General features: G+C 60.8%; 24 protein-coding genes, 1 rRNA gene, 1 other RNA gene and 1 riboswitch. Of the genes, 2 read left to right on the top strand and 24 right to left on the bottom strand.

Translation table 11 applies throughout. The annotated features are described in order from the left end of the window. The 17 genes from FE781_RS16360 to rpoE form a co-directional block, all read right to left on the bottom strand. Positions 1 to 74: ribosomal RNA gene (locus FE781_RS16360) — 16S ribosomal RNA — on the bottom strand; the annotation flags it as partial. Between the two features lie 218 nt (positions 75 to 292). Next, positions 293 to 556, bottom strand: coding sequence for a pro-sigmaK processing inhibitor BofA family protein (locus tag FE781_RS16355; protein WP_138790685.1), 264 nt, complete (start codon positions 554 to 556; stop codon positions 293 to 295). Beyond that, a complete protein-coding gene (locus tag FE781_RS16350) occupies positions 553 to 900 on the bottom strand; it encodes a DUF2508 family protein (protein ID WP_138790684.1) in 348 nt (115 codons plus the stop codon). Before FE781_RS16350 ends, FE781_RS16355 begins: the two co-directional genes overlap by 4 nt. A 169-nt stretch (positions 901 to 1,069) precedes the next feature. After that, positions 1,070 to 1,669, bottom strand: a complete 600-nt coding sequence (gene recR, locus FE781_RS16345; RefSeq protein ID WP_138790683.1) for a recombination mediator RecR — start codon at positions 1,667 to 1,669, stop codon at positions 1,070 to 1,072. 13 nt (positions 1,670 to 1,682) lie between these two features. Further along, positions 1,683 to 1,994 (bottom strand): YbaB/EbfC family nucleoid-associated protein, encoded by a 312-nt coding sequence (locus tag FE781_RS16340; RefSeq protein ID WP_138790682.1) that lies wholly within the window; start codon positions 1,992 to 1,994, stop codon positions 1,683 to 1,685. Positions 1,995 to 2,032: 38 nt separating this feature from the next. After that, on the bottom strand, positions 2,033 to 3,871 hold the full coding sequence (gene dnaX, locus FE781_RS16335; RefSeq protein WP_138790681.1) for a DNA polymerase III subunit gamma/tau: 1,839 nt from the start codon (positions 3,869 to 3,871) through the stop codon (positions 2,033 to 2,035). 53 nt (positions 3,872 to 3,924) lie between these two features. Continuing rightward, entirely contained in the window at positions 3,925 to 5,196 is a 1,272-nt protein-coding gene (locus FE781_RS16330; RefSeq protein ID WP_246068222.1) for an ATP-binding protein, read from the bottom strand. Positions 5,197 to 5,674: 478 nt separating this feature from the next. Beyond that, positions 5,675 to 5,940: signal recognition particle sRNA large type (gene ffs, locus FE781_RS16325), an RNA gene on the bottom strand. A gap of 75 nt (positions 5,941 to 6,015) precedes the next feature. Further along, entirely contained in the window at positions 6,016 to 6,417 is a 402-nt protein-coding gene (locus FE781_RS16320) for a hypothetical protein (RefSeq protein ID WP_138790680.1), read from the bottom strand. Between the two features lie 157 nt (positions 6,418 to 6,574). Further along, positions 6,575 to 6,772: a 50S ribosomal protein L31 gene (gene rpmE / locus FE781_RS16315; RefSeq protein ID WP_138790679.1), complete on the bottom strand. Its 198-nt coding sequence runs from the start codon at positions 6,770 to 6,772 to the stop codon at positions 6,575 to 6,577. A gap of 316 nt (positions 6,773 to 7,088) precedes the next feature. Next, positions 7,089 to 8,354 (bottom strand): radical SAM protein, encoded by a 1,266-nt coding sequence (locus FE781_RS16310; protein ID WP_138790678.1) that lies wholly within the window; start codon positions 8,352 to 8,354, stop codon positions 7,089 to 7,091. Between the two features lie 21 nt (positions 8,355 to 8,375). Beyond that, entirely contained in the window at positions 8,376 to 9,674 is a 1,299-nt protein-coding gene (gene rho / locus FE781_RS16305) for a transcription termination factor Rho (protein WP_138790677.1), read from the bottom strand. 86 nt (positions 9,675 to 9,760) lie between these two features. Next, complete coding sequence (locus FE781_RS16300) at positions 9,761 to 11,032, bottom strand: UDP-N-acetylglucosamine 1-carboxyvinyltransferase (protein WP_138790676.1); 1,272 nt, start codon at positions 11,030 to 11,032, stop codon at positions 9,761 to 9,763. A gap of 126 nt (positions 11,033 to 11,158) precedes the next feature. Then, the gene (gene fba, locus FE781_RS16295; protein ID WP_138790675.1) at positions 11,159 to 12,013 is read right to left on the bottom strand and encodes a class II fructose-1,6-bisphosphate aldolase; all 855 of its coding nucleotides are present in this window, start codon (positions 12,011 to 12,013) and stop codon (positions 11,159 to 11,161) included. A gap of 164 nt (positions 12,014 to 12,177) precedes the next feature. Continuing rightward, the gene (locus FE781_RS16290) at positions 12,178 to 12,582 is read right to left on the bottom strand and encodes a response regulator (protein WP_138790674.1); all 405 of its coding nucleotides are present in this window, start codon (positions 12,580 to 12,582) and stop codon (positions 12,178 to 12,180) included. Positions 12,583 to 12,836: 254 nt separating this feature from the next. Beyond that, positions 12,837 to 14,453, bottom strand: a complete 1,617-nt coding sequence (locus FE781_RS16285) for a CTP synthase (protein ID WP_138790673.1) — start codon at positions 14,451 to 14,453, stop codon at positions 12,837 to 12,839. Between the two features lie 263 nt (positions 14,454 to 14,716). Continuing rightward, positions 14,717 to 15,289 (bottom strand): DNA-directed RNA polymerase subunit delta, encoded by a 573-nt coding sequence (rpoE, locus tag FE781_RS16280; RefSeq protein ID WP_138790672.1) that lies wholly within the window; start codon positions 15,287 to 15,289, stop codon positions 14,717 to 14,719. Between the two features lie 307 nt (positions 15,290 to 15,596). Here rpoE and FE781_RS16275 point away from each other — a divergent pair, with 307 nt between their 5' ends. Next, positions 15,597 to 16,736 carry a S8 family peptidase gene (locus FE781_RS16275; protein WP_246068221.1) on the top strand — a complete coding sequence of 380 codons (1,140 nt, stop codon included), beginning with the start codon at positions 15,597 to 15,599 and terminating at the stop codon, positions 16,734 to 16,736. Positions 16,737 to 16,818: 82 nt separating this feature from the next. On the opposite strand, the gene FE781_RS16270 is transcribed toward FE781_RS16275, so the two are convergent. Both FE781_RS16270 and FE781_RS16265 read right to left on the bottom strand, forming a co-directional pair. Then, positions 16,819 to 17,253 carry a YwiB family protein gene (locus FE781_RS16270; RefSeq protein WP_170209573.1) on the bottom strand — a complete coding sequence of 145 codons (435 nt, stop codon included), beginning with the start codon at positions 17,251 to 17,253 and terminating at the stop codon, positions 16,819 to 16,821. Positions 17,254 to 17,255: 2 nt separating this feature from the next. After that, positions 17,256 to 19,310: a beta-galactosidase gene (locus tag FE781_RS16265; RefSeq protein WP_211346389.1), complete on the bottom strand. Its 2,055-nt coding sequence runs from the start codon at positions 19,308 to 19,310 to the stop codon at positions 17,256 to 17,258. Positions 19,311 to 19,506: 196 nt separating this feature from the next. Between FE781_RS16265 and FE781_RS16260 the strand changes: the two genes are divergently transcribed. Then, a complete protein-coding gene (locus FE781_RS16260; protein ID WP_138790670.1) occupies positions 19,507 to 20,337 on the top strand; it encodes a helix-turn-helix transcriptional regulator in 831 nt (276 codons plus the stop codon). A gap of 135 nt (positions 20,338 to 20,472) precedes the next feature. On the opposite strand, the gene FE781_RS16255 is transcribed toward FE781_RS16260, so the two are convergent. The 5 genes from FE781_RS16255 to FE781_RS16235 form a co-directional block, all read right to left on the bottom strand. Next, positions 20,473 to 21,060 carry a cob(I)yrinic acid a,c-diamide adenosyltransferase gene (locus FE781_RS16255; protein ID WP_138790669.1) on the bottom strand — a complete coding sequence of 196 codons (588 nt, stop codon included), beginning with the start codon at positions 21,058 to 21,060 and terminating at the stop codon, positions 20,473 to 20,475. After that, entirely contained in the window at positions 21,057 to 22,640 is a 1,584-nt protein-coding gene (locus FE781_RS16250; RefSeq protein WP_138790668.1) for a cobyric acid synthase, read from the bottom strand. Before FE781_RS16250 ends, FE781_RS16255 begins: the two co-directional genes overlap by 4 nt. Beyond that, positions 22,637 to 23,617 carry an ABC transporter ATP-binding protein gene (locus FE781_RS16245; protein WP_138790667.1) on the bottom strand — a complete coding sequence of 327 codons (981 nt, stop codon included), beginning with the start codon at positions 23,615 to 23,617 and terminating at the stop codon, positions 22,637 to 22,639. Before FE781_RS16245 ends, FE781_RS16250 begins: the two co-directional genes overlap by 4 nt. Continuing rightward, complete coding sequence (locus FE781_RS16240) at positions 23,614 to 24,681, bottom strand: FecCD family ABC transporter permease (RefSeq protein ID WP_138790686.1); 1,068 nt, start codon at positions 24,679 to 24,681, stop codon at positions 23,614 to 23,616. The genes FE781_RS16245 and FE781_RS16240 overlap by 4 nt, the downstream gene beginning before the upstream one ends. A gap of 102 nt (positions 24,682 to 24,783) precedes the next feature. Beyond that, positions 24,784 to 25,779, bottom strand: coding sequence for an ABC transporter substrate-binding protein (locus tag FE781_RS16235; protein ID WP_138790666.1), 996 nt, complete (start codon positions 25,777 to 25,779; stop codon positions 24,784 to 24,786). Positions 25,780 to 26,042: 263 nt separating this feature from the next. Next, positions 26,043 to 26,266, bottom strand: a riboswitch (cobalamin riboswitch). Positions 26,267 to 26,562 lie beyond the last annotated feature (296 nt).

Below are 26,562 nucleotides of genomic sequence, written 5' to 3'. Positions count from 1 at the left end.
ACAGTCCGCTCGACTTGCATGTATTAGGCACGCCGCCAGCGTTCGTCCTGAGCCAGGATCAAACTCTCCAAAAAGGTGTTGCTTATCTGGATGAGCTCCATAGCTCATTGCTGACTTTTCAGTCATTGATCTCTCGCGAGATCGAATTGACGCTTCGCACTTGTTCAGTTTTCAAAGATCGAACCTTCGCGAACTTTCGTTCGCTGTCAGTCACCATCGCAACGGCGACTTTATGAATATACCACCTGGGCAAATATAAAGTCAACCCTTTTTATAAAAAAAATTTAACCAGCTAGAGCAGCCACATCCGAACCGCAACGACAAGACCGAGCCCCGGCAAACCAAGCGCCATCACCGACAGCACGGAGAACCAATTCAGCGGGACGTGCAAGCCGAACCGTGACGCTGTTCCTTGCGCCAGCACGATCAGCAGAGCGGCCAGCACGAACTGCAGCCCGAGCCACGTTACCCGCTTCCTCGCTTCTCCGTAACGCCACAACAACCAGGCGAGCCACACCCCGGAACCGGCCAGCGCGCCCCATAAGACCGTCTTCATTTCCGCCCACCCGAGACCGGCACATCCGCAAAATCTATCCCCTTCCACAACGCGCCCGCCTCTTCGTTAAACAAACTCAGCTTCTCCCGCTCGGCTTGGCGGATCAGCATCGTGTACTGTTTCTCCGCAGCCCCAAGCGCATAGATGGCATAGTCGACCTGCTCGGGAGTATAGGCGTAGTCAAACCGGTTCCAAGCGCTTTGCCATTCCCGCTTCGCCTTGCGGATTTCCGCCAGCAGTTGGCGCTTGTCCGAGTCAAGCAACTTCGAACGCCTCAACCGCCGGCTTGCCGCCTTTTTTTTCAATTGTCCTTCGATTAAACGCTTGTCCGTCTGCAGTTCCATTCGTCCGACCGCCTTTCCGAATTGGCTGGCACCTGATTGGCGCTCTCGCCACATCATATGGAACGGCCGACCGTTTTAGAACCGGAAACTCGGCGCTGCCTCGAAGCGCGATGGACTTGAACGCAAAAAAACCCGGCCGATTCCGGCCGAGCTTCCGCCCCCGATTAGTTCAGTTCAGTTCGCGACGGCCCTCCAGCGCCTTCGTAAGCGTGACCTCGTCGGCGTATTCCAAATCTCCGCCGACCGGAAGCCCGTGCGCAATCCGCGTTACTTTCAGACCAAAAGGCTTCACGAGGCGCGACAAATACATCGCCGTCGCTTCGCCCTCGATATTGGCGTTGGTCGCCAGAATCAATTCCTGCACCTTTTCGTCCGTCAATCGCCGCAAGAGCTCCGCCAGCCGGATATCGTCCGGTCCGATTCCCTCCATCGGAGAAATCGCCCCGTGAAGCACGTGATAAAGTCCGTTGTACTCTTTGGTCCGTTCCATTGCCACCAGGTCTTTGGCTTCCTGCACGACGCAGATCACCGATCCGTCCCTGCTTTTATCCGAACAAATCCGGCAAGGATCGACATCGGTAATATTGCAGCAGACCGAACAGTAGTGCAGATTGCGCTTGACATTCACAAGCGATTTGGCAAAATCGACGACATCTTCTTCCTTCATCCGCAGCACATGAAAAGCCAATCTTCCAGCCGTTTTCGGACCGATGCCGGGAAGTCGGGAGAATGAGTCGATCAGCTTGGCTATCGGCTCCGGATAATACATAGGTCCTCCGGTATCAGAAAATGCCCGGCAGATTCAGACCGCCGGTCAGTTTGCCCATTTCCTTGCCGGCCAGTTCCTCCGCTTTGTTGAGCGCGTCGTTGACGGCCGTAAGCACCAGGTCCTGCAGCATTTCGACATCCTCGGGATCAACGGCTTCCGGTTTGATCACGATGCTTTTCACTTTGCGGTGGCCGGTAACCGTCACCGTTACCGCGCCGCCTCCGGCCGAACCTTCCACCGTTTTGTTGCCCAGCTCTTCCTGTGCTTTCAGCATTTGCTCCTGCATCTTTTTCACTTGGCGCATCATTTGCTGCATGTTATTCATGAGAGTTCCTCCTTTGCATTCATGAACCCGCGAACCGTTTATTCTTCTCCGTCGCGGATGACGACAAGCTCTTCCCCGAACAAGCCGATCGTCTCGTTCAGCCAATCTTTCTCCGGAGACTTCGGCGCCTCCGATTCGTATTGAAGCAGATTGTCCGCCGACAATCCTTCCCCTCCGGCCGGCGGCGTCTGCCCGCCCCCGGAGGCGCCGGCTCCGCCATGTTGCGCGAGCGCCTCGTTCCACTCGTTGCGCATGACGCAGACGAGGCGAAGTTTCCGGTTATACGCCGACTGCATCACTTCTTCGATAAATTCCCGGTTCGCCGGCTTATCGACGGTCTCGCGGTGGATCGGCACGCCGAACGCGAGCAGCACCGCCTCGTCTGTCGCGGACACAAGCTCGCTTTCTTTCAGCCAGGCATGCAGCGTCACCTTGCGCTGCTTCACCTGGCCGAGCACTTGAGCCCACTGTGAGGCGATCCGGCGGAACGTCTCGCTGTCCGCGGCCTGCACGAACGCGTCCAGTTTGACCGGCTTGCGCTTGACCGCGCCGTTCGATGACGATCCCCAGACGCTTGATCTCGCGGGTGCTTGGCGCTGCGATTCGGCCGGCCGGGCGGCGCCGTCCCGCATCACCGAAGCAAGCTGCTGTTCCAGCTTGTCGATCCGCTGCAGCAACTGGCGAACAAGCCCGGACGGGTCCCCTTCGGACGGCGGAAGAGCGGCGCCCGCTCCGGCAGGGAGCGGCGCGCTCCCGGACGAACCGGCGGCGCCCGCCGCCGGAGGAGCCGCATCCTGCTCCAGACACAGCTTCATGATCGCGACTTCGAACATCGTCTGGGGCTGGGCCGCAAACTTCATATCCGCCTGGTACCGGTTCAGCAGATCGATCATGGCGAACAGCCTCGCCGGAGCGAAGCGCTCCGCCCAAGGCTTCATCGCCTCCGCGTCGGTAATGCGCTCGGTTAATCCGGCCGCGTTCGGCACGGTTGCGATCACGAGCAGGTCGCGGAAATAATAAATCAGGTTCTCCAGACACTGCTCGGCACTTTTGCCCTCCTGCATCCATTCCTCGACGATCCGCAGCGCGTCCCCGACATTCCGCCGGTGCAGAGCGTCCGCAAGCGCGGCGAACCGCTCCGTCTCGAGTCCCCCGGTCATCGCCACCGCATCGGCCAACGTCACCCGGCCGCCCGTGTACGCGATCACCTGATCGAGAATACTAAGCGCGTCGCGCATGCCGCCGTCCGACAGCCGCGCCACGTAATCCAACGCTTCCTTCTCGGCTTCGACGCCTTCGGCCGCGCAGATCGCCGCCAGCCGGCCGACTTGCTCCTCCAGCGACACCCGCTTGAAGTCGTACCGCTGGCAGCGCGAGATGATCGTCGCCGGCAGCTTGTGCGGCTCCGTCGTCGCCAAGATAAACATGACGTGAGGCGGCGGTTCCTCCAACGTCTTCAAAAGGGCGTTAAACGCTTCTGTCGTAAGCATATGGACTTCGTCAATTATATAGACTTTGCGGCGGACGTCCGTCGGGGCGAACTTCACCTTGTCCCGGATCTCGCGAATTTCCTCGACGCCCCGGTTCGACGCCGCGTCGATCTCGAGCACGTCGAGAACCGAACCGTCGGCAATGCCCCGGCACGCATCGCATTCGTTGCACGGCTCGTCTACTTGGCCTTGCCTGCAGTTGACGGCCTTGGCCAATATTTTGGCCGTCGTCGTTTTGCCCGTTCCGCGCGGTCCGGCGAACAGGTAGGCATGAGTCGTCCGGCCTTCGCGCAACGCATTCTGCAGCGTCCGCACAATGTGGCGCTGACCGACCATATCGGCAAAAGACTGCGGACGCCAAGCACGGTACAATGCCACGTGAGCCATAGCTTCAACCCCAATTTCGTACATGCGCTCGGTCTAGTCGACCATCCTGTTTATTATACATCAAGCGCCTTCATTTGACTAACCGGATCGGGGGTCTCCGCCGTTTTTTCCGCGCGCCGCCGGCCGGGCTCATCGTCTCCGGGAGCGGCTTCGCCGTAAGGAATGCCCACGTAGAAGGTCGTGCCGTACCCTTTGGACGCAACCCGGATCACGCCGCCGATATCGTGAATGATCCGCTGGCAGACAGCCAGGCCGAGCCCGGTCCCTTCTTCCTTGGTCGTGAAGAACGGATCGAAAATTTTGTCCACCAGATAAGGCGGAATGCCCGGCCCCTGATCGTGAATTTCGACGTACACCATGCCTTGGGCCGCATCCACCCGCTCCTGTACAGTCAGCACGCCGCCGGAAGCCATCGCTTCGATGCCGTTTTTGCATATATTGATAAAAACCTGTTTGAGCATCTCGCCGTTCGCGATAACGAGCGGCATCCGTTCCGCCCGCTTGTATTCGACGTCAATGCCGTGTAGAAGCGCCTGGTTCCGAATAATCGGCATAATCTCCGCCAACGTGTGCTGCACGTCGATCGCGGAGAACACCACATCCTTGGATTTGCCCAGCAGCAAAAATTCGTTCACCAGCTCGTTGATCCGGTCGATCTCCGTCAGCATAATCGAGGTGTATTGGCTCTCCTTCTGCTGGCCGGCCTCCTGAAAGTTCCGGTTAAGCATTTGCAGGAATCCCCGGATGGACGTCAGCGGATTCCTGATCTCATGCGCGGTCCCCGCCGCGATCTGTCCGATCATGGCCAGACGGTCGCTGCGCTGCACCTGCTGCTCCAGGGAACGCAGATTCGTCACGTCCTTAAACAGGACGTACGCCCCCTCGATTCCGCCGAATTCGTTCAGAAGCAGGTTGGAATCGAGCAGCAGCTCGTACCGGTCGGCATCGTTCGTCCAGGACACCGCATGGTTGCGGTGCACCACGCCGTCGAGCAGGGAACGCTGCACGAGACGGTGCTCGGGCGGGACGCCGGCGAACACCTCGTCCATCGGCAGCCCGACCACCTGATCCCGCTCAAAGCCCAAAATCCGGCAAGCCGTCTCGCTGATATCGACCAGACAAAAGTCCGCGTTGATCAACAGCACGCCCATACTGAAATGGCGGATCATCTCGTCCGCGAACCGGTGCAGCAGCAATTTGCCGCTGTGTTGGTTCGACGGTTCGTATATCCAAAGCAGATAAAAAACGCCATCCGCGCCGCAATTGACATGATGCAAAGTATAACGCTCCGCAGGTATCCAATCGCCCCGGATCAGCAGTTCCAACGGCGGCGGAGCTTCCGTACGCGGATAACGGGAAAAATATCGAGCGAAAACGTTCCCGATCGCGTCCGAAAGGCGAACGCGATTCGTAATCCATTCCCCCTTTAACCCACCTTGCGGACCGGCGAACATCAGTCCTGCAAAAGCGCTGTATGCCCGGATTCGCCCGTCCTCTCCAACGACGAATACGCAGTTGTCGGAACACCGCTTGACGATCATCTCCAATTCTCCGTAAGGAATGCACACCCTGTTGCTCATTACCCTCAGCAATCGATCCACCACTTTTGAATGCGCCCCTTTTTATGTGATCAGTCTCGGGTATTTCTGAATAATTCGAGAATTATTCCAGCTTTTCCTTCCTTCTCTTCTGCTGGAACGCGAAAACTTCTAGGGGGACCGGCGGGAACACAAAAAACACCGGGCCGCATGATCAATCGTCATGCGCGGCACCGGTGTCGGTCGTCGCAATATGTATAAAAAACCGTGCACCTGTCCTCGGCCGTTGCGACCCAAGCGTACGCCGATCGCCAGCTCGGGCCGGTTGCCCCCTCGGCACATGGAAAATCCTGCTTACGGCTGCTTTCTTCCGAACCTGACCGGGTTCACAGGCATCCATTGCGAAGGAACCGGCCGTCAACACCGCGTGTCGGCGCCAGACCTCACATCTACAAGACCTCAAACAGGAATTCAACCCCGCTATAGCGGATTGCGGGTTACAGGGCACCGCTACCTCCCCATCTAGCACGGTAAGCATTAGTATAGCCGATCGGACGGAAATTCGCAACCGAAGGCTAAAAGTGGCGCGCGTGGCAATTCGGCTGGTTACTTTTTGATCTCGACATCGTATACGTAACGCGGAATCTGATACTCCAACTGCCGAAGCACCTGCAGGCGAACCGATTCCAACTGCTCGTCGGGCACCGACGGATCGGCTTTGAGGTTCACGTGCACCGTCGGACCGTTCAAAATCAAACGGGCCGATTTGACCCCCGATACGCCCTTGACGATCCGGCTCATCCGGGCGCTGTCCTCGTCGTAGCCCTGATTGCCCCGGTTATTGGTGCCCACCTGCAAGCTAGGAAATGAGTTCTGCAGTCCGTTGTAGCCGTCGTTGCCGTACGAACGGGTTTTGCCCGCCCCATTCCCGCAGGCGGACACGTTAACGGCCAAGAGTGCGGCGATCGCGCCGGCGGCGAACATCCGAATCAAACGGGTGCTGGACATAAAAAAACCTCCTTTGGCCTTTAGGATGGCTCCAGGAGGTTTCCCTATGCCGGTCGAATGTCCGGTAATAATAGCCTGTAAAAGGCTTTTTATATCGCCGATTGGAAAGCCGTTGCCCGAATTGCGGCAATCCCGATCTTCCCGATCCGGTTTGAAATCACAGACCGTATTTCTTTTTGAAACGATCGACACGGCCGCCGGCATCCACAAACTTTTGGACGCCAGTGAAATGCGGATGGCAAGCCGAGCATACGTCAACCTTCAGAGCTTGTTTGACAGAGCCCGTCTCGAACGAGTTGCCGCAAGCGCAAGTTACCGTGGTCACGTGATAAGTCGGATGAATTTCCGGTTTCATTGTTCGTTCACCTCTTTCCGCCCTGATCCCTGAGGGAACAGAGTTCAAATTCACACATAATGCAAAGTATATCATGGCCCGCCCGACGGCGCAAGCATCCTCCGGGCATGGTCATCCGTCGGATTCGATCCGAACCGCCTTGAAGACCAACCGCTTTTTGATTGGCGTCCATTCGAACCAATTCGGATGGTCCTGAACCGGGCTTGGCGCCATAAAAAAACCCTCCGGCGAACAGTGTTGAACTCATGACGCCATGAGCTTTTTCACTGTTTACCGTGAGGGGTATGACACCACGGCAAAATCCCGCAGTTATGATCTAATTAACGATTGCGCGCCGTACCGGCGGCACGTGCGTATACGAGCCGATCACGACGTCCGGCAGTTCCTCCCGGAAGATCTCAATCGTCCGCTTCATGCCGAGCAGCTCGCCCCGCGCGGGCGGGATGAGAGAAAGATAGCTCTCGGGATCGATGTTCAGATTGCGAAGCTGGATCAGCTTCAGACCGGTCCGCCGGGCGAAATCGATCATCGCCTCGACTTCCTCCTCGCGGTCGGTTACCCCGGGGAAGATCAGATAGTTGATCGAGGTATAGACGCCTTGATCCGCCGCGTAGCGCAGGGATTTCTCCACGTTGGCCAAGGTGTAGTGGCGCGGCTTGTAGTAAGCGTTGTAGTGCTCGTCAATCGCGCTGATCGTGCTGACCCGCATCAGGTCGAGGCCCGCGTCGACGATCCCGCGGATATGGTCGGTCAGGCCGGCATTCGTGTTGATGTTGATGTAGCCGTTCGACGTCCGGCTCCGCACTTCCCTGATCGCGGGGATAATGATCGACGCTTGCGTCGCCGGTTCGCCCTCGCAGCCCTGCCCGAAGCTGATGATCGCCTCGGGATCGCGCAACTGCTCCATCATCACCTCGACGACTTCCTGCACCGTGGGGCGGAACTTCATTCGCGTCTGGGGCGCGGGAAAACCGCTGTCGTCCGGCTGCTCCGAGATGCAGCCGTGGCAGGCCGCGTTGCAGGAGTACGATACCGGAACGGCGCCTTCCCAGCGTTGAAGGAACGTGTTCGACGCCGTCAGACATTCGTAGCCGAGCGCGCAATGGGACAGATGCTCGTACAGCCGGTTCTCCGGGTACTTCTCCCGCAGGCGCTTCACACCGCGCTCCAGTTCGTCGAGATCGCAGTTGCGAGGATTCCAGCGCTCCGGATCGTCGGTGAGCTGGGCGGCGACATAAAACCGGTCATCCTTCCAGGCGACGGCCGTATAACCGAACAGCGGAAGCAACTGCGAGCGGTCCCGCTTCACGTAGCCGGGCAGCAGCAGCCGCGTATAGCCCTGCGGAAGCAGGGCCCCCACCGCGTAACGGTCGCCGGGGGCCGGCCGCATCTCGCCGGTCTCGGGGTCCATCCCGATCGGCCGGGTATACGGCAGGCTCACCAACGTCGCGCCTTCCGGCAGCGGAATCAGCTCGTCCTCCACTATTTCCGTGATCATATCGCCGTTGCGCCCGAGAGCCAGCAGCTCCGGATCGTCGTACACGCGTCCGCTTTCGTCTGCATAAACCAAATGATAACTCATAACCAATCTCCCGTCGCCTGCTCAGGAGGCCGAGTGGCTCGTTCCGCTGCGCGTCCGCTTGGGAGCGGCCACCGCATTTAGATTGATCGTTTGCAGGAACTCGGCATTGCTCTTGGAGTCGGCGAATTTTTTGAGGAACGCTTCGATGTAATCCGGCGAGTCCTGCATGTTTTTGCGGATCGCCCACACCTTTTCCAGTTCTTCCTTCGTCAGCAGCATCTCCTCGCGGCGCGTGCCGGAACGGCGAATGTCGATCGCGGGGAAGATGCGGCGTTCGGCCAGCTTGCGGTCGAGATGAAGCTCCAGATTGCCGGTGCCCTTGAACTCCTCGTAGATGACGTCGTCCATGCGGGAACCGGTCTCGATCAGCGCTGTAGCCAGAATCGTCAGGCTGCCGCCTTCTTCGACGTTGCGGGCCGAACCGAAAAAGCGTTTCGGACGGTGGAACGCGCCCGGATCGATACCGCCGGACAAAGTACGCCCCGTAGCCGGCACAACCAGGTTGTATGCCCGCGCCAGACGGGTGATGCTGTCCAGCAGAATGACGACATGCTTCTTATGCTCGACCAGCCGGAGCGCCCGCTCCAGCACAAGCTCGGCCACCTTGACGTGATTCTCCGGCAGCTCGTCGAACGTGGAGGCGACGACTTCCCCCTTCACGGAGCGCTGCATGTCCGTCACTTCCTCGGGACGTTCGTCGATCAGCAGCACGAACAGCTCGACGTCCGGGTGGTTGGCGGCGATGCTGTTGGCGATCTGCTTCAGCAGCATCGTCTTGCCGGCTTTCGGCGGAGCGACGATCAGTCCGCGCTGGCCGAAGCCGACCGGCGTCAGCAGGTCCATCAGCCGCGTGGCGTATTCGGACGGATTGCCGGTCTCCAGCACCATCTTTTTCTGCGGATACAGCGGCGTCAGGGCCGGGAAGTGCAGGCGCTCTGCCGCCGTCGACGGACTCTCGCCGTTGACGGCTTCGACCTGCAGCAAGCCGAAGTACCGTTCGTTTTCTTTCGGCGGCCGGCATTTGCCGGATACTTTGTCCCCGGAACGGAGATCGAATTTGCGAATCTGGGATTGCGAGATATAAATATCGTCCGGACTGGGGAAATAGTTCACCGGGCGCAGGAACCCGTACCCCTCCGGCAGCACGTCCAGCACGCCTTCCATGAAAAAGTGGCCGCTTTTTTCGGCCTGCGCGCGCAGGATGGCGAAAATCAGTTCTTTTTTCTTCATTTGCCCGTAAGACGGGATTTGATGCGATTTGGCCAACTTATACAGATCGTTCAGCTTGAGCGCTTCCAGATCGGCCATTTGCAAATCCATGGGAAGTATCCTCCCTGTACTATTCTTTATCGTGAAGTCCATCAAAATAAGAGCAATAGATTCAGCATAACCCAATTGCCCCGGATCTAATCCAAACGGACCGGCTCCCGCCACACCTCGGCGCCCAGCTTTCTCAGGTTTTCGACCAGACGGTCGTACCCGCGATCAATATACTCCAAGCCCGTTATTTCCGTGACGCCCCCGTTCGGAACGGTCAGGGCCGCCACAACGAGAGCCGCGCCCGCGCGCAGATCGGCCGCCTTCACTTTGGCGGGGCTAAGCATTCCGCCTTCGATCACCGCCGAACGTCCTTCGACCTTGATTTTGGCGCCCATGCGCACCAATTCCGGCACGTGCTTAAAGCGGTGGTTGTAGACATGATCGGTGAGAACGCTTGTTCCGTTCGTTTGAGTCAGCAAACTGGTCATGGGAGATTGTAAATCGGTGGCGAATCCGGGGTACACCAAGGCTTTGACATCGACCGGCTGATAAATCGGCTGCCCGACGACGCGAATCGACTCGTCCATCTCGTAGATATGAGCACCCATTTCTTGCAGCTTGGCGGTGACCGCTTCGAGGTGTTTCGGGATAATGTTGTCGACGACGACGTCCCCGCGTGTCGCGGCGGCCATAATCATGTAAGTGCCCGCCTGAATGCGGTCCGGGATAATCGAATGCCTGCAGCCGTGCAGCGAATCGACCCCTTCGATCCGGATCGTCTCCGTTCCCGCCCCTTTGATCCGGGCGCCCATCGCATTCAGCAACGTGGCGACGTCGATAATCTCCGGCTCTTTGGCGGCGTTTTCGATCAAGGTCAATCCTTTGGCCCGCGAGGCCGCCAGCATAATATTGATCGTGGCGCCGACGCTGACCACGTCGAGGTAGATTCGGGCGCCCCGCAGTTCTTTGGCTTGCAGCCGGATGGCCCCGCCTTCGTGGTAGACGCGGGCGCCGAGCGCCTCGAATCCTTTGATGTGCTGGTCGATCGGCCGCGGCTCGAAGTTGCATCCTCCGGGCAGTCCGATGACCGCTTCCCCGAACCGGCCCAACAGCGCCCCCATTAAATAGTAGGACGCTCTCAGCTTTTTGACATTGCCGTTAGGCATCGGAATCGGCTTCATCGCCGACGCGTCGATGCGCAGCGTATCTTCCGAGCCTTCCCACGTGACGACGGCCCCCAATTCTCTCATGATGTCGTTTAACGTTTCGACGTCGGACAGATGGGGCAGGTTATCGAGCAGTACCGGCGTTTCGGCCATGAGGGAAGCCGGCAGGAGGGCCACGGCGCTGTTCTTGGCCCCGCTGATCTGTACGGTTCCCCGGAGCGGCCTTCCGCCCGCAATCATTAATTTTTCCATGTGGGGTAGCATTCCTCCGCTAAAAATGGGAAAGGGAAGACACCGAGCGCGGGTGCACGATGTATTCCCGGTATACAGGAACGGCGACCCGCTTTCGGGCCGCCGTTGGGAACCAGCATGTCCGGATTAGGCTTGACCGCTGCTTCCGAACAGGCGGATTTTGCTGCGAACGACTTCTTTCATCGCGTTTCTCGCAGGCGCGAGATATTTGCGGGGGTCGTATACTTTAGCGTCTTTGGCCAGAACCTCACGGATCGTATCCGTGCAAGCGACTTGGTTCTCGGTGTTGACGTTGATTTTGCCTACGCCGGCTTCAATCGATTTTTTGATCATTTCGTCCGGCACGCCCGAACCGCCGTGCAGAACGATCGGAACCGGAATCGCTTGGGACACTTTTTCGATGATGTCGAAGCGGATGTTCGGCTCGCCGGCGTACATGCCGTGCGCCGTACCGACCGCGATCGCCAGGCAGTCGACGCCGGTCTCTTCGTAGAAACGGATCGCTTCTTCCGGTTTCGCCAGAGCGGCTTCCGCAGCATCGACGGAGATGTCGTCTTCGACGCCGCCGATCGTGCCGAGCTCGCCTTCGACGGACACGCCCATCGCGTGAGCGGCTTTGACGACTTCTTTGGTCAGGCGAATGTTTTCTTCGAAGGGGTAGTGCGATCCGTCGAACATGACGGAGCTGAAGCCGGCGCGGATGCATTTCATCGCAACTTCGAAGGAGCTGCCGTGATCGAGGTGCAGCGCGATCGGAAGGCCGGATTTCTCAGCCGCCGCGCGAGCGATCGCTACCGTGAATTCGATGCCCATATATTTCAGAGCGCCTTCGCTGACGCCGAAGATAAAAGGCGATTTCTCTTCCATCGCCGCTTCGACGATCGCTTGGGCGAACTCCAGGTTATTCATGTTGAATTGGCCGACGGCAAATTTTTTCGCCTTCGCCTGAGGCAAAAATTCGTTCATTGAAACCAGTGGCATTCTCGTTTCCTCCTTGAGATGGCGTGCGAACAAGCTCCGCCTGTTGACTGACGAAGCCTCAACCCTAACCGATCAATGCTCGTCCTGTGTCATTATAGCACAACCCTTTGAAAAATGTCATACCTACAATTGAACACGGCAAAAATCCCGAACCGCCTTATGGCTCAGGAACCGACCACCCATCTGTCCGAATTGTTCGAAGCGGGACCTCTCAGTTCGAAGTTGACGGCCTCTCTCAGCTCGTCGATGTCAAACGGCTTGGTGAAGTGCTTCAGCGCCCCGAGATCGCTGGCTTCCTTGATCATATCCAGCTCGCCGTAAGCGGTCATCATAATGACCTTGATGTCCGGATTGATCTGCTTGATGTGCTTCAAAATATCCAAACCATCCATGCCCGGGATCTTCATGTCCAGGAGAACGAGGTCGGGCGATTCCATCCGGACGATCTCCAGCGCCAGCTTGCCGTTCGATGCTTGAAAGGTCACATATCCTTCACTGCTGAACACTTCCATAAGCAGTATCCGGATTCCGTTCTGATCGTCCACGATCAGCAATTTCGGTTTTGACATTGTCCCACTCCCTTGTTCTCGTCTCCGCGGGGCCAAAGTCGCTCCGCCGGCTCCCATGCACTTCCGCAAACCCTTTCTTACCGTTATGTATTCGATGGCCGCGGGCTAATCCCTTCTTTTAACAAAAACCAACTGAGAAAAAATGTTATCGCACGGGAGGCGAACCCTACGAACGGAAGCCGGGCATCCGAAAACAAAAAAGCCCGAAGCGGGATGCTCCGGGCCGATCGGACAAAACGGTTTCTGTTCGGTTATTAACGGCTTGCGATGGCCGCAGTCTCAAGCGCCGCCCGCACGAATTGGCGGAACAGCGGCTGAGGCCGGTTCGGACGGGAGGTGAACTCCGGATGGAACTGCACGGCCAGGAACCACGGATGGTCGGGCAGCTCGACGATCTCGACGAGGCGTCCGTCCGGCGAAGTGCCGGAAATGCGCAGGCCCGCTTTCTCCAACAGCTCGCGGTATTCGTTGTTGAACTCGTAGCGGTGGCGATGTCGCTCGTAGATCAGCTCGCTCTCGTAGCACGCCGCCGCCAAGGAGTTCTCCGCCAGCTTGCAGGGGTACAGCCCCAGACGCATCGTGCCGCCCAGATCCTCGATATCCTTCTGCTCCGGAAGCAGATCGATCACGGGATAAGGCGTAGCCGGCTGGATCTCCGACGAGTTCGCGCCAGTCAGGCCCGCCACGTTGCGGGCGTATTCGATCACCGCGACCTGCATGCCCAGGCAGATGCCGAAGAACGGAATCCGCTGCTCGCGGGCGTAACGGATCGCGGCGATTTTGCCTTCGATGCCCCGGTCGCCGAAGCCTCCCGGCACGAGGATGCCCTGCACGCCGCTCAAAATCTCGGCGACGTTGTGTTCATAGACTTCCTCGGCGTTCACCCAACGGATGTTGACTTCGGCATCGGCGTCGAACCCGGCATGGCCGAGCGCTTCCACGATGCTGAGGTAAGCGTCGTGCAGCGCGACGTATTTGCCGACGATGGCGATCTCCGTCTTGCGCTTCAAATTTTTCACGCGGTGCACGAGCGCTTCCCATTCCGTCATGTCCGGCTCGGGAGCCGCCTCCAGCTTCAGGTGGGAGACGACGATATCGTCGAGTCCCTGCTCGCGAAGCATCATCGGCACCTCGTAGAGGGTGTCCGCGTCGCGGCACTCGATGACTGCATTGGCGTCGACGTCGCAGAATTGGCCGATTTTGCGCTTCAGTTCGTCCGCCATTGGATATTCGGTGCGGCAGACGATCACGTTCGGCTGAATGCCGATGCTGCGCAGCTCTTTGACGCTGTGCTGGGTCGGCTTCGTCTTGACTTCTCCCGCCGCCTTGATGTACGGAATCAGCGTCACGTGGATGTACATGACGTTCTCGCGGCCGATATCACTCTTGATTTGACGGATCGCTTCAAGAAACGGCAGACTCTCGATGTCTCCGACCGTGCCGCCGATCTCGGTGATGACGACGTCGGATTGAGATTCTCTCCCGGCCCGGAATACGCGGTCCTTGATTTCGTTGGTGATATGCGGGATGACTTGTACAGTTCCGCCCAGGTATTCCCCGCGGCGCTCTTTGCTGATGACCGATTGATAGATTTTACCCGTCGTCACGTTGCTGTTCTTGGTGAGATTGATGTCGATAAACCGTTCGTAGTGCCCCAGGTCGAGATCCGTCTCCGCGCCGTCGTCGGTCACGAACACCTCGCCGTGCTGATACGGACTCATCGTGCCCGGGTCGACGTTGATATACGGGTCGAATTTTTGAATGGTCACCTTCAGCCCGCGGTTTTTGAGCAATCGACCGAGCGATGCCGCCGTGATGCCTTTGCCCAGGGAGGATACGACCCCGCCCGTCACAAAAATGTACTTCGTCATCTGGATACCCCCATTGGACCGTTATGCGTAAGAAGCGCCGAAGCGTCCGTCTTGATGCAGAACCTGCCGGTTCGCAAAAAAAGAAAAGTGTCGCCCGATGACTCGGGGGCACTTTTTTGTCTTCGGAAATGCTATGCAGGGATTGCAGCGCAAAAAGCGCCGCCTCGCCCGATATGCTTGCATCGCACGCACGATGCTTGAAAAGCCCAAGCAATAGTTTAACGTCTTGCCTGATGGATGTCAAGCTTCATCCGAGCCGCCGCTCAGAGCTTGTCGTCCTCGTCGTCCGCGCTCTCGTCGTCCAGGAAGTCGTCTTCCTCTTCGAACACCTCGTCCTCGACGATCTCCGCCTCTTCCACTTCCGGAACGTCGGCTTCCTCTCCGTCGAAGAACTCGACTTCCTCGTCTTCCGCCTCGACCGCTTCGACATCCTCGTCGATCGAGTCGTAGTCGCCCTCTTCGCCGCCCACGTAAGCTTCTTCTTCCTCTTCGGCGAAGTAGTCCTCCTCTTCCTCGTCGTCATCATCGTCGTTGATAATGCGCGGGTATTTGCCGCTTATATCGTCGGAACGATCGACCGGATACCAGCGCTTCAGTCCCCACACGTTGTTGCCGACGCATGCGAACCGCCCGTCGATGTTGATCTCGGTATATACTTGCGCAATGACGTCCATCATCTCTTCTTCGGACAAGCCCTTGACCTTGGCGATCTCCTTCATCAGGTCGCGGAAGTAAAACGTCGTGTTCGCCGACTTCAGAATCATGAAGGCGACGTCGACCATCGGCACTTCCTTGATCTGCTCTTCGCTGATCTTCAATGTATAATCTCCGCTCATGCCCGGCACTTCCTTTCCAACAGGTTCGCGTGTGTCCCTTCCCTTGTTCTATCCAATATCTCCATATAGTAAAACCTATTTTTTCGAAAAAAGCAATGTCCCAGACCGAGGTTCCCGTCAAGAAGCGGCTCCTCCTTCCCGGGCGGCAGGCTGTTTCCCCAACGGATGAAGAACGGGTTCGGAGGAGGCGGCGGGCGAATCGGCAGGAGCCCCTTTCCCGGAAACCGGGCTGGCATTTAGTCCAAGCGAAATTCCCGCACATATGATACTCCGATAAATATTGGCAGGACCGATGGGAGGATGCGACTTGAACCATGTCCGGTTGCTCGAGACGCTGCTGGCCGAAATCATCCCCGGGGTGCGCGAGTCCCGTAAACAAATCATCCGTTTCGCCGACGAAACCGAGTACAGGAACTGCTTGATGCATCTACGGCGAATGAGAAAAGCGATCCCCTCCGCCCGTCGCGTTCTCGCGCTCAGCAATATCCGGTCATTCTCCTGCGCGCTGCGCTGCAAAGATAAATTGCTGAAAGACTGGGACGGCATGCTGACGGTGGAAGAGGATATGCGGGTCAGCGTCGGCCCGAGCTCCGCCACTTCGTTTGCGGTCGGGGAGCAGCCCTCGGTGCCGTGGGGCATCCAGCAGATTCGCGCTCCCGACGCGTGGGCCTACTCCCAGGGGCAACGCATCCGGATCGGCGTTATCGATACCGGCATCGATTACCATCACCCCGACCTGCAGGGCCGCATCGGACGCGGCATCAACCTGATGCTGCGCGGGGCGCTGCCCGTCGACGACAACGGGCACGGCACGCATATCGCCGGCACGATTGCCGCCTCGGGCGGCATCATCGGGGTAGCGCCCCAATCGATCATTCATCCGGTGAAAGCGTTCGACCATCACGGCAGCGCTTATGTGAGCGACATCATCCAGGGCATCGACTGGTGCGTCCGGCAAAAGCTCGACATCGTCAACATGAGCTTCGGCATGAAAACGCGCAGCAAATCGCTTCACGAGGCGGTGCGCCAGGCGGTGGCGGCCGGTGTCGTGATCGTCAGCTCGTCGGGAAACGACGGCAGCAGCACGCGAACGGACTATCCGGCCCGATATCCCGAGACGATCTCCGTCGGCGCCCTGAACCGGTCGCGGCGCATCTCCCGCTTCTCCAACCGGGGGCCGAGCGTCGATCTGTACGCCCCCGGCGAACGCGTGCTGTCGACGTGGGTGAACGGGCGCTACCATCATCTGAGCGGCTCGTCCATGGCGACCTCGCACGTTACGGGCGTCGTGGCGCTGATGCTGGCGAGCCGCCCGTCGCTGTCGCCGCGCCGGCTCAAACGGCTGCTGCTGGCCAGCGCGCGGCCGCTGAATCTGTCCGGCAGAACCCGGACGGGCGAGCTCGACGCGATGCGGGCCCTCCGGATCTTGCGCAAGAAATTCCCGTGACGAAGGCCGGATGCGCAGCGGACCGGGTTCTCGCGGCGGCAGGAAAAGACCGCGCCGTCCTCGGATCGGCCGGCGCGGCCCGTTACGTTACCGGCTCGACCCGAATCGTCAGGTCGTACTCGCCGGTTCGCTCTTCGTCGACATACAAGGTATAGCTCCACGACAATCGGCCCCATCCATCCCGCAGATCCGCCTCCAGCCGGGTCGTGTCGGCCTCCAGCGTCATGTGGCCGTACGGTGTCTTGTAACGCCCCGGCAGGCGCTCTCCGATCCGGAAAGTTTGCTCCGATTCGAAGTCTCCGTGCCGCACGATCCGCAGCGTGCCGCCATGCCCCGCCTCCCCGCCGGCCGGACTCCACTTGACCAGCGTGCGCGTGCGTCCCATGGCTTCATCGGGCTCCTCGTACCGCAGGTAAATATCGCAGCCGACCCGGTTCCAGCCGGCTTGCATCGTCTGTTCGATCGTCTGTCCGTCGATCCGGCTGGTCAGCCGCAATCGGACGGTTCCTTTGTCCATCATCATTCAACTCCGCATGACTGGGCTCCGAGCCGCAGGATGGCGACCCCGTAAGGCGCCAGCTCCAACTGTCCCTCGCGGACGCCGCCCGTCAGCAGATCCCCGTGGCGGCCGTCCGGCAGCTTCACCCATACGGACTCCGCGCGGTTATGGTTCAGCAGGAACAGATAGCGGCTTCCGTCCGCGCCGACGCGCTCCGACGCTTCGACGCCGCCGGGCGTCTCCAGCACCGGCTTCACGCCGGCTTCCTCCGCGATCCGCGCGAGCAGCCTGGCCGTAAACGCCGCCTCCGGCTGCGTGCCGACATAGTAGGCGTGTCCCGCTCCGAACGCGTGGCGCGTCACGGCCGCTTGCCCCGCGAAGAAATCGTCGCGGAACACGGCGAGCGCTTGCGCCCCCTCCAGGCGAATCACGTCGGCCCAGACGGAGCATTCGAACTCGCCGCGGAATCCGGCCGCATCCGTCGTGACGATGCGGTTCGTCTGGCCGGGCACCATCGGATCGAATTCTTCGATGGACAAGCCCAGCAGCTTGCGCAGCGGCGCCGGATACAGGCCGAGGTGAATCCGGTCGTTCTCGTCGACGATGCCGCTGAAGAACGTCGTCACGAGCGTGCCGCCGCCGGCCACGTAACGCTCCAGATTGTCGGCGACGCCCGGCGCAATCATGTACAGCGCGGGTGCAATCACGAGCTTGTACTTGCTCAGATCGGCTCCCGGGCACGCGATGTCGACCGGGATGTTGGCGTCGAACAGCGGTCGGTACACGTTCAGCGCTTGCTGAATGTATTTTACATCGCGGCTCGGTTTCGAGTCCAGTTCCAGAGCCCACCAGTTCGACCAGTCGAACAGAATCGCCGTCTCGGCCGGCGTACGGGAACCGATCAGGTCGTCGAGCCGCTTCAATTCGTTCCCCAACTGCGTCACCTCGCGGAAGACGCGCGTCTCCTCGCCGCCGTGCGGCACCAGCGCGCTGTGGAACTTCTCGGCCCCGGCCCGGGACGCCCGCCATTGGAAAAACATGATGCCGTCCGCGCCTCGGCCGACCGCCTGATAGCTCCACAGACGCATCTGGCCCGGACGCTTGACCGGGTTATGCGCGCGCCAGTTGACATGACTCGTCGCCTGCTCCATCAGCAGGAACGGCTGTCCGCCCTTCAGCGAGCGCATCAGGTCGTGGTTGAAGGCCGCTTCGTACGGAATGCCCTTCTCCACCTCCGGATAGCTGTCCCACGCGACGACGTCGAGATGCTCCGCCCATTTGAAGTAATCAAGCGGCTTGAAGGAGGTCATAAAGTTGGTCATCACCGGCACGTCCGGCGTTATTTCCTTTAAAATGTCGCGCTCGTTGAGGTAGCATTCCAGCAGGGCGTCCGACATAAACCGCGCATAGTCCAGTTGCTGGCCCGGATTCGGGTAGGTCGGCGTGCGGACCGGCAGGCCGATCTGACTCCAGTCGTAATATCGTTGGCTCCAGAAATTCGTCCCCCAACGGCTGTTCAGCTCGTCGAGCGTGCCGTATCGGTTTTTCAGCCAGGCCTGGAAAGCCGCCTTCGTCTCCTCGCTGTAGCAGACCGGGACATGGCAGCCGTATTCGTTGTTCACGTGCCACATCAGCAGCGCGGGATGGTCCTTATAGCGCTCGGCCAACCGGCGCACTAGTTCGGCGCAAAAGCGGCGGTACGTCGCACTGCAAGGGCTGTACTGCTGGCGAGAACCGTGCTGCAAGCGCTGGCCCTGCTCGTTGACCGGCAGCGTATCCGGATACTCGACCGCCATCCACGCCGGCGGCGAAGCGGTCGCCGTCGCCAAATCGACATAAATGCCGTTCTCCGCCATCAGGTCCATCAGACGGTCCAACCAGGCAAAATCGTAGGTGTCGGCCTTCGGCTGCAGCAGCGCCCAACTGAAAATGCCGACGCTCACGAAGTTGACGCCCGCCTTCTTCATCAGCCGCACGTCTTCCCGCCAGACCTCCTCCGGCCATTGCTCCGGGTTGTAGTCGCCGCCGTAATACAGATGGGGCAGCTTGTTCAGCCGCCAGTTCGTGGTCGCCATAAGCATCCTCCTAGATTATCGCGGGCGAGGTTCCGCCTGATCTGGTACAATTGCATATAGAACGATATGAACAGCATAACCCCCGGATCAGACCGTCGACAATCGAAATATATTCAACAGGAATGGCACAATATGAAATACCCGTTAAGGCTATTCGCCTTCGCGCCGACTTCATGCGAGTAAAGGAGGAAGCTTCGTGAACCGCGTCCTGTTTTTGCCGTTGACGGAGTGGGATATGTCTCTGCCCGTCTATGTGACGGGAGCCGGAGGATGGCTGAATCAGGAGCCGATCGACCGGCCGGCGGGTTATGCCGATTACCAGTGGATCCAGTGTGTCTCCGGAGAAGGAAAGCTGCGGACGCGAGGCATAACCTACGCCGTGAAGCCCGGCCAAGGCATGCTGCTTTATCCGGACGAGCCCCATGCGTACGAGGCGGTCCGGGAGCCGTGGGGCGTCCGTTGGGTCACGTTTCGCGGCGCGTTGGCCGGCCCGCTGCTGGCGAAGCTGCGGTTCCGGCATTCCGGCGTATGGAACGTCTCCCATCCCGAGGCGGTCCTGGAGCGCATCTCGCAAATCGCCGGTCTGCTCGATTCGAAAAACCCGATGCGCGGCGCCGCCTGCTCCTCGCTCGCCTACCAGCTTCTCCTCGATCTGTACGGCACGACGACGACGGAGCGGTCGGACGTCCGGTCCAGACAGGATCGCCTGGAGCAGTTGACCCCTCTGCTTCAATACATGGAAGACCGGTGCGCGGAGGATTTGACGCTGGAGGATTTATCGAGGCGTCTGGGAGTCACGCCGCAGTACGTGTGCCGCCTGTTCCGGCAAGCGCTGGACATGCGCCCGTTCGAGTATTTGGCCAAATGCCGCATCCAGAAGGCGAAAGAGTTGCTGCTGGCGCAGCCGGAGCGGAAGGTGGAGGAGATCGCCGTTCAAGCCGGATACCGGAACGCCAGTTACTTCATTAAACAATTCAAACGGCAGGAGGGCGTCACGCCCGTCGAGTTCCGGCGCATGCACCGGTAATTCCGCCGGCTCCGTTAGGCGAAAAAACGGCGTACCGCTCCCCGTCGGGGCGATACGCCGTTTTGTTGATCGCAGAAGTTCGTGCGCGAGCCGTCTTCGCGGTCCGGTCCGATGCCGGCCGTCCGCTTGCGGCGGTTATGGACGGTTCCGGAACACTTTGGCGCTCCGCTCGTACTCGACGTCGCCGACGCCGGCGCGATGGTTCGCCGTACGGGCCATCGTGAAAAACAAATCCGACAGCCGGTTCAAATACCGGCGCACCTCGTCGTTGATCGGCTGTGTGCGCGCCAGCGTCACCACCCGGCGCTCGGCGCGCCGGCAGACGGTGCGGCAGACGTGCAGCGCGGAGGCCAGCGGCGAACCGCCGGGGAGGATAAATCTCGTGATGTCCGGCGTCTCCGCATCGTAGCGGTCAATCCACGCCTCGAGCCGGTCCACGTGCTCGCCCTTCACCTTCAGCGGCCGCAAATCCGGCTTGGCGAGCGCCAGATCGGAGCCGCAGTCGAACAGCTCCTGCTGAATCTGCAGCAAGTCCCTGGCCATGTCGGCATACGCGCCGCCCTCGGACGCCTCCTCCGGCGTCAGCAGGCTGATCGCCTGGCCGACGAAGGCGTTCAACTCGTCCACCGTGCCGTACGCTTCGACGCGGTCGTCGTCCTTGTCCACCCTGCCGCCGATTATGCCAGTCTGGCCGTCGTCGCCCGTCCTCGTATAAATTTTCATGCGTGCGGCTCCCTCCTGATTATCGAGTAGATGCGCTTCATGTCCGCATGGCGCCTGACATGGTCGGCCAACCGGTCGAAGGCGGCTTCCCGGCGCTCCCGATAACGGTATGCGACAGGCAGCTCGCACAGGCCGCGATCCCTTCGGATCGCATTCAGCCAGGCGCGGCGGAACTCGTCTCCCTGAAAGACGCCGTGCAGGTACGTGCCCCAGATCCGGCCGTCCGCCGTCGCGGCCCCGTCTGGCGAATACGGCTCCCGGGAGCCGGACGGGCGCAAGCGGAACGGCTGCGTCACCTCCGAGTCGTATGCCGTGCGGCCCATATGAATCTCGTAGCCTTCGACGGGGACGGGGGCATCCCATCCCGGCAGACGCGCCTCGCCTTCGGCGACCACCGTGCGTTTGTCCGGGGCGAATTCCGTCACCCCCGGCAGCAAGCCGAGTCCCTCCAGTTCGGGCATGTCGGATTCCACCAGCAGCGGGTCAAGCAGGCGGCGGCCCAGCATCTGATAGCCGGCGCAGATGCCGACGATCCGGCCGCGCAGCGAGTTCGCGTACGCCTCCAGCGCCGAGGCCAGGCCCGATTCGCGAAGGTGCCGCAGATCGTCGACGGTATTTTTGCTGCCAGGCAATATTATCGCATCCGGCGCGCCGAGCTCTTCCGGCCGGCTGACGTACCGCAGCGCGACGTCGGGCTCGCCGCGGAACGGATCGAAGTCGGTAAAGTTGGACAGGCGCGGCAGGCGGACAACGGCGATATCGAGCTTCGGACCGCCGTCGCCGTCAGGCCCCGCTCCGGCCCCACGGCGCCCGGCCAACTGCGCGTCCAGGGAAGCGGAATCCTCGTCCTCCAGCTCCAGTCCGGGCAAGTACGGCACGACGCCGAGCACCGGCTTGCCCGTCCTCCGCTCCAGCCAGTCGATTCCCGGCTGCAGCAGCGAGACGTCGCCGCGGAACTTGTTGATGATGAAGCCGCGCACGCGGTCTCGCTCCTCCGGCTCCAGCAGCTCCAGCGTGCCCACGATCGAGGCGAAGACGCCGCCCCGGTCGATATCGGCCACCAGAAGCACGGGCGCGTCGGCCCAAGCCGCCATCCGCATGTTGACGATATCCCGGTCCTTCAGGTTGATCTCCGCCGGGCTGCCGGCGCCCTCCAGCACGACGACATCGTACGCCGCCTTCAGCCGTCCCAGCGCTTCCCGCACGATCCGGCCCGCCTCCGGCAAATATTGCTCCCGGTACGCCCGCGCGTCGTAATCTCGCAGGGGCTTGCCGTGCACGACGACTTGGGCGACCATGTCCTTCTTGGGCTTCAGCAGGATCGGGTTCATGTCCGTCGTCGCCGGGATGCGGCATGCGTCCGCCTGCATCCCCTGCGCGCGGCCGATCTCGCGGCCGTCCGGCGTCACGCAGGAATTCAGCGACATGTTCTGCGATTTGAACGGAGCCACGCGGTAGCCGTCCTGCAGCAGGATGCGGCAGAGAGCCGCGGTCAGGAGGCTTTTGCCGACGTCGGAGGCCGTTCCCTGCAGCATAATCGTGTAACCGGCCGGACTTCGGCCGCAGCAGGTCTTCGTCATGGCTCCCCGCCCCTCTCGTTCGCGGCGCCCTCCGGCCCGGACGACGACGCCAGCGGCGATCCCGGCCGCCCGTGCAGGCCGGGACGGGGCAGGAGCACCTGCGGCCGGCCCGTATGCGGATGCGGGAAGACGTCCGCCTCCATACCGTATACCCTGCGCAGCAGTTCGCCGTCCAGCACTTCCTCCGGTCGGCCGCAAGCCACAGCCTCGCCCCGATGCAGCACCAGCAGCCGGTCGCAATACAGAGCGGCCAGATTCAAATCGTGCAGGACGGCCGCGATCGTAAGCCTCCGCTCCGCCTGCCATTCGAGCAGCGAGTCCATCAGCGCGAGCTGGTGACCGTAGTCGAGGTAAGTCGTCGGTTCGTCCAGCAGCACGAACTGCGGCTCCTGCGCCATCGCCTTGGCCAGCGCGACCCGCTGGCGCTCACCGCCGCTCAGCTTCTCAAGCGGCCGGTCCTGCAGATGCTCCAGATGCAAGCGCCGGATCGCATGGTCGATCGCGAATTCGCCGGCCGCGTCGCTGCCGCCCAGCCAATTCTGATGCGGGAACCGCCCCATGCCGACCGTCTCCCGCACGCGGTAGGCGACGGGCGGCAGCGCTTCCTGCTGCAGCACGGCCAGCATGCGGGCGAGCCGCTTGCGCGGATATTCGCGAATCGGCCGGCCGAGCAGCTCGACCGTACCGTTCGACGGCGGCTCATGGCCGGACAGCAAGCGCAGCAGCGTCGACTTGCCGCTGCCGTTCGGCCCGATGACGCCGAGACGCTCGCCCGGGTAGACGTCGAACGAGATGTCCCTCAGGATCGTCTTGCCGCCGGATACGTATCCGAGCGAGCGCACCGAGAAACACGGGGATACGGCCCCGGACGCCTCTCCCGTCCCGGTCCGTCCGCCGCCTGCCCCGGCCCGTTCACCGTCCGTTCCGGCCCGCCCGCCCCGTTTCCGGGTGCCGGCAGCCGTCTCGATTGCGTTCATGCTCCCATCTCCTTCCGCTTGTGCCGGTTCAACAAGTAGCCGAAAAACGGAGCGCCCAGCATCGCCGTCACGACCCCGAGCGGAATTTCGGCAGGGCTCATCAGCATGCGGGCCAGCGTATCCGCCCACAGCATATAGATCGCCCCGTACAGAGCCGAAAGCGGGACGATCAGCCGATAATCGGGCCCGACGCACAGCCGGACGAGATGCGGCACAACCAGACCGGCAAAGCCGACGACGCCGCTGACCGACACCGCCGCCGCCGTCATCATCGTGCCGGTCAGCAGCACGACCAGCTTCGTCCGGTCGACGGCGACGCCGAGATGTCCCGCTTGCCGCTCGCCGAGCGCGAACAGATTAAGCGTGCGGCTGTACGACAACAGCACCAGCAGTCCCGCTCCGGCGAACGGCAGCAGCGTGCCCGCGAATTTCCATCCGCGCAGCGACAAGCTGCCCATCATCCAGAAGACGATTTCGTTCATGACGGAATCGGACAGCGACACGAGGAACGACACCACCGATCCGAGAAACGCCTGGATGACGACGCCGGACAGCAGCAGCGTCTCCACCCGGAACTTGCCCTGCATGCCCGCAAGCCGGAAGACGGCCGCGAGCGACGCCATCCCGGTCGCAAACGCCGCCAGCGGCACCGTCCAGACGCCGAGCAGCGGCACATACAACCCGAACAAAATAACAAAGGACGCGCCGACCGACGCTCCCGACGCGATCCCCAGAATGTACGGGTCCGCCAGCGGATTTCGCAGCACGCCCTGAAACGCGGCCCCCGCCAGAGACAGCAGCATGCCGACCAGCATGGCCAGCGCCACCCGCGGGAAGCGAACCTTCCAAACGATCGATTCCGTATTCGCTTCCCAATCCGCCGAGCCGAACACCCCCCATTCGCGCAGCAGCGCATCCGCCCCGATCCACGAGGCGGCGCGCTCTCCCAGGATGCCCCAGACGACTCTCAGCGGGATCGCGGCGGACCCGAGCGAGACCGCCACAACCACGGAGAGGGCGAGCAGCAGCAGTCCGCCCCCGCCCCACAACGTCAGCTTGCGCATGAATGGCGTCCGTCCGGCACTCGCGGCCGCCGCATCTTGAAGCTCCAGCCGTTCCGCCGTCATGCCGCCCTCACCTCCGTTCGACCGTCTTCAGGCTCCCTCTCATTTTACGAGCTCGGGATAGATCGCTTTCGCCATGTCCACAAGCCCCTTCGTCAGCCGCGGTCCGGGACGGGACAGCATATCCTGATCGAGACCGAATATGGCTTTATTCCGGATCGCCGTGACGTGATCCCAGCCCGCGCGGCTTTCGATGATCTCCTTCAGCGCCTTGCCCGACTGGTAGTCCGTCACGCCATTCGCGAACAGGATCACGTCCGGGTTGGACTGGATGATCGCTTCTTCGCTGATCTGCGTCCAGCCGGTCGTATTCCCCGCCACGTTGACGGCTCCCGCCAGACCGATCAGCTCGTGCATGAACTCCCCTTGGCCGACGGTCCAGCCCGGAGCGAACTCGATGTAGACCTTTTTCTTTTGGTCCTCCTTGACGCCGGCGACCGCGTCCTTCACCTTCTGCACATCCGCTTTCATCTGCGCGACGACCGCCTCGGCTTGATCCTGCACGTCGAAGATTTGTCCGAGCGTCAACAGGTTGGCCATCACGTCGTCCAGCGATTTCGCCTCGAACTTGTACAGAGGAATGCCGAGCGCCCTCAGTTGTTCGACCGCCGGCTGCTTCATCGAGATGCCCGTCAGCACGAGATCGGCGCCCGTCCCGAGGATCGCCTCCGAGTTCGGCTGAACGATGCTGCCCATCTTCGGCTTCGACTTCGCTTCCTCGGGATAGTTATCGAAGTCGGACACCCCGACGACCTTGTCGCCGAGTCCCAAGGCGAACAACGCTTCCGTCTCTGCCGGCGAAGTCGAGACGACTTTGGTCGGCGCCTTGTCGAACGTGAACTCCTTGCCGGTCGCGTCCGTCACCTTCAGCGGATAGGCGGTCTTCTTCGCCGGCGCGCTCGGCTGCGCCGACGCTGCCGTTCCGGCGGTCGGCGAAGGCTGCGCGGAGCTCCCTTGCTGCTCGTCGCCGCCGGCGCCGCACCCCCACAAGCTGACCGCCAGTGCCGTTGCCAATGCCACTTTCCATAACCGTTGCATAACTCTCTCCCTTTCTGCGCATCCGCAGGTAATTTGCAGGAAGAGACGCCGCCGGCCCTTATCGAGAACCCTTCATTCAAACGAAAAAAACCTTCGTTTCCTCACGGATCCGAAGGTCAGCTCCAACAGTTGCCGGCTCCGCATACGCGGTCCGTCCATGCAAGGCCGTACGCCGTCCTGCTCTTGCCGCTCCGGCGCCGGCAAGCGCACGAAAGGCATTCAGCCTCTGATGTCGCCCGATCCTTTTTCGCGAAGGAACCCATGGGTCGTACACCGGACAGGCAGGTCTCCTGGCTGACGGGTCGCCCAAGGCCGAAATGGCCCCGAGCCGAAGCTCTCCCCTTCCCATCCGCTTGCGCGGACAGTGGTTTCGGACAGCTTCCCCCGCATCACAGTGGCGCGACCGCGCCGGATTTTCACCGGCTTCCCTTTTCATTCCGCCCGAACGCTGGCGTGCCGGACGGAAACCTGTCGGTTCTCCTATTCTATTTGCCGCGGTATCTCTTGCTGTTGCTATTATACGGCAATGAGCGAGGAACGCAAGTGTATTTTGCCGCGCGGGCACGCAGCAAGCCAAGAAGCCCTCCCGCCCTTGCCCGGCGGAACGGCTTCTCCGCATCAAGGAATCCGATTTACTTCAGGCACCTTGGGGCAACTGGATCACTGTCAAGAAAGTGGACACAACTTTTATCCTGCCTGGAGTTGCTCATAGTACCTTTTTTCGTACAAATACGGAGTCAGATAACCGATCGACGAATGGATACGGATGCGGTTATACTCCAA

It is taken from the genome of Paenibacillus thermoaerophilus (assembly GCF_005938195.1).
Classification (GTDB): Bacteria; Bacillota; Bacilli; order Paenibacillales; family Reconciliibacillaceae; genus Paenibacillus_W; species Paenibacillus_W thermoaerophilus.
The sequence above is the reverse complement of the archived record's forward strand: the minus strand, read 5'-3'. Positions and strand labels throughout refer to the sequence as shown.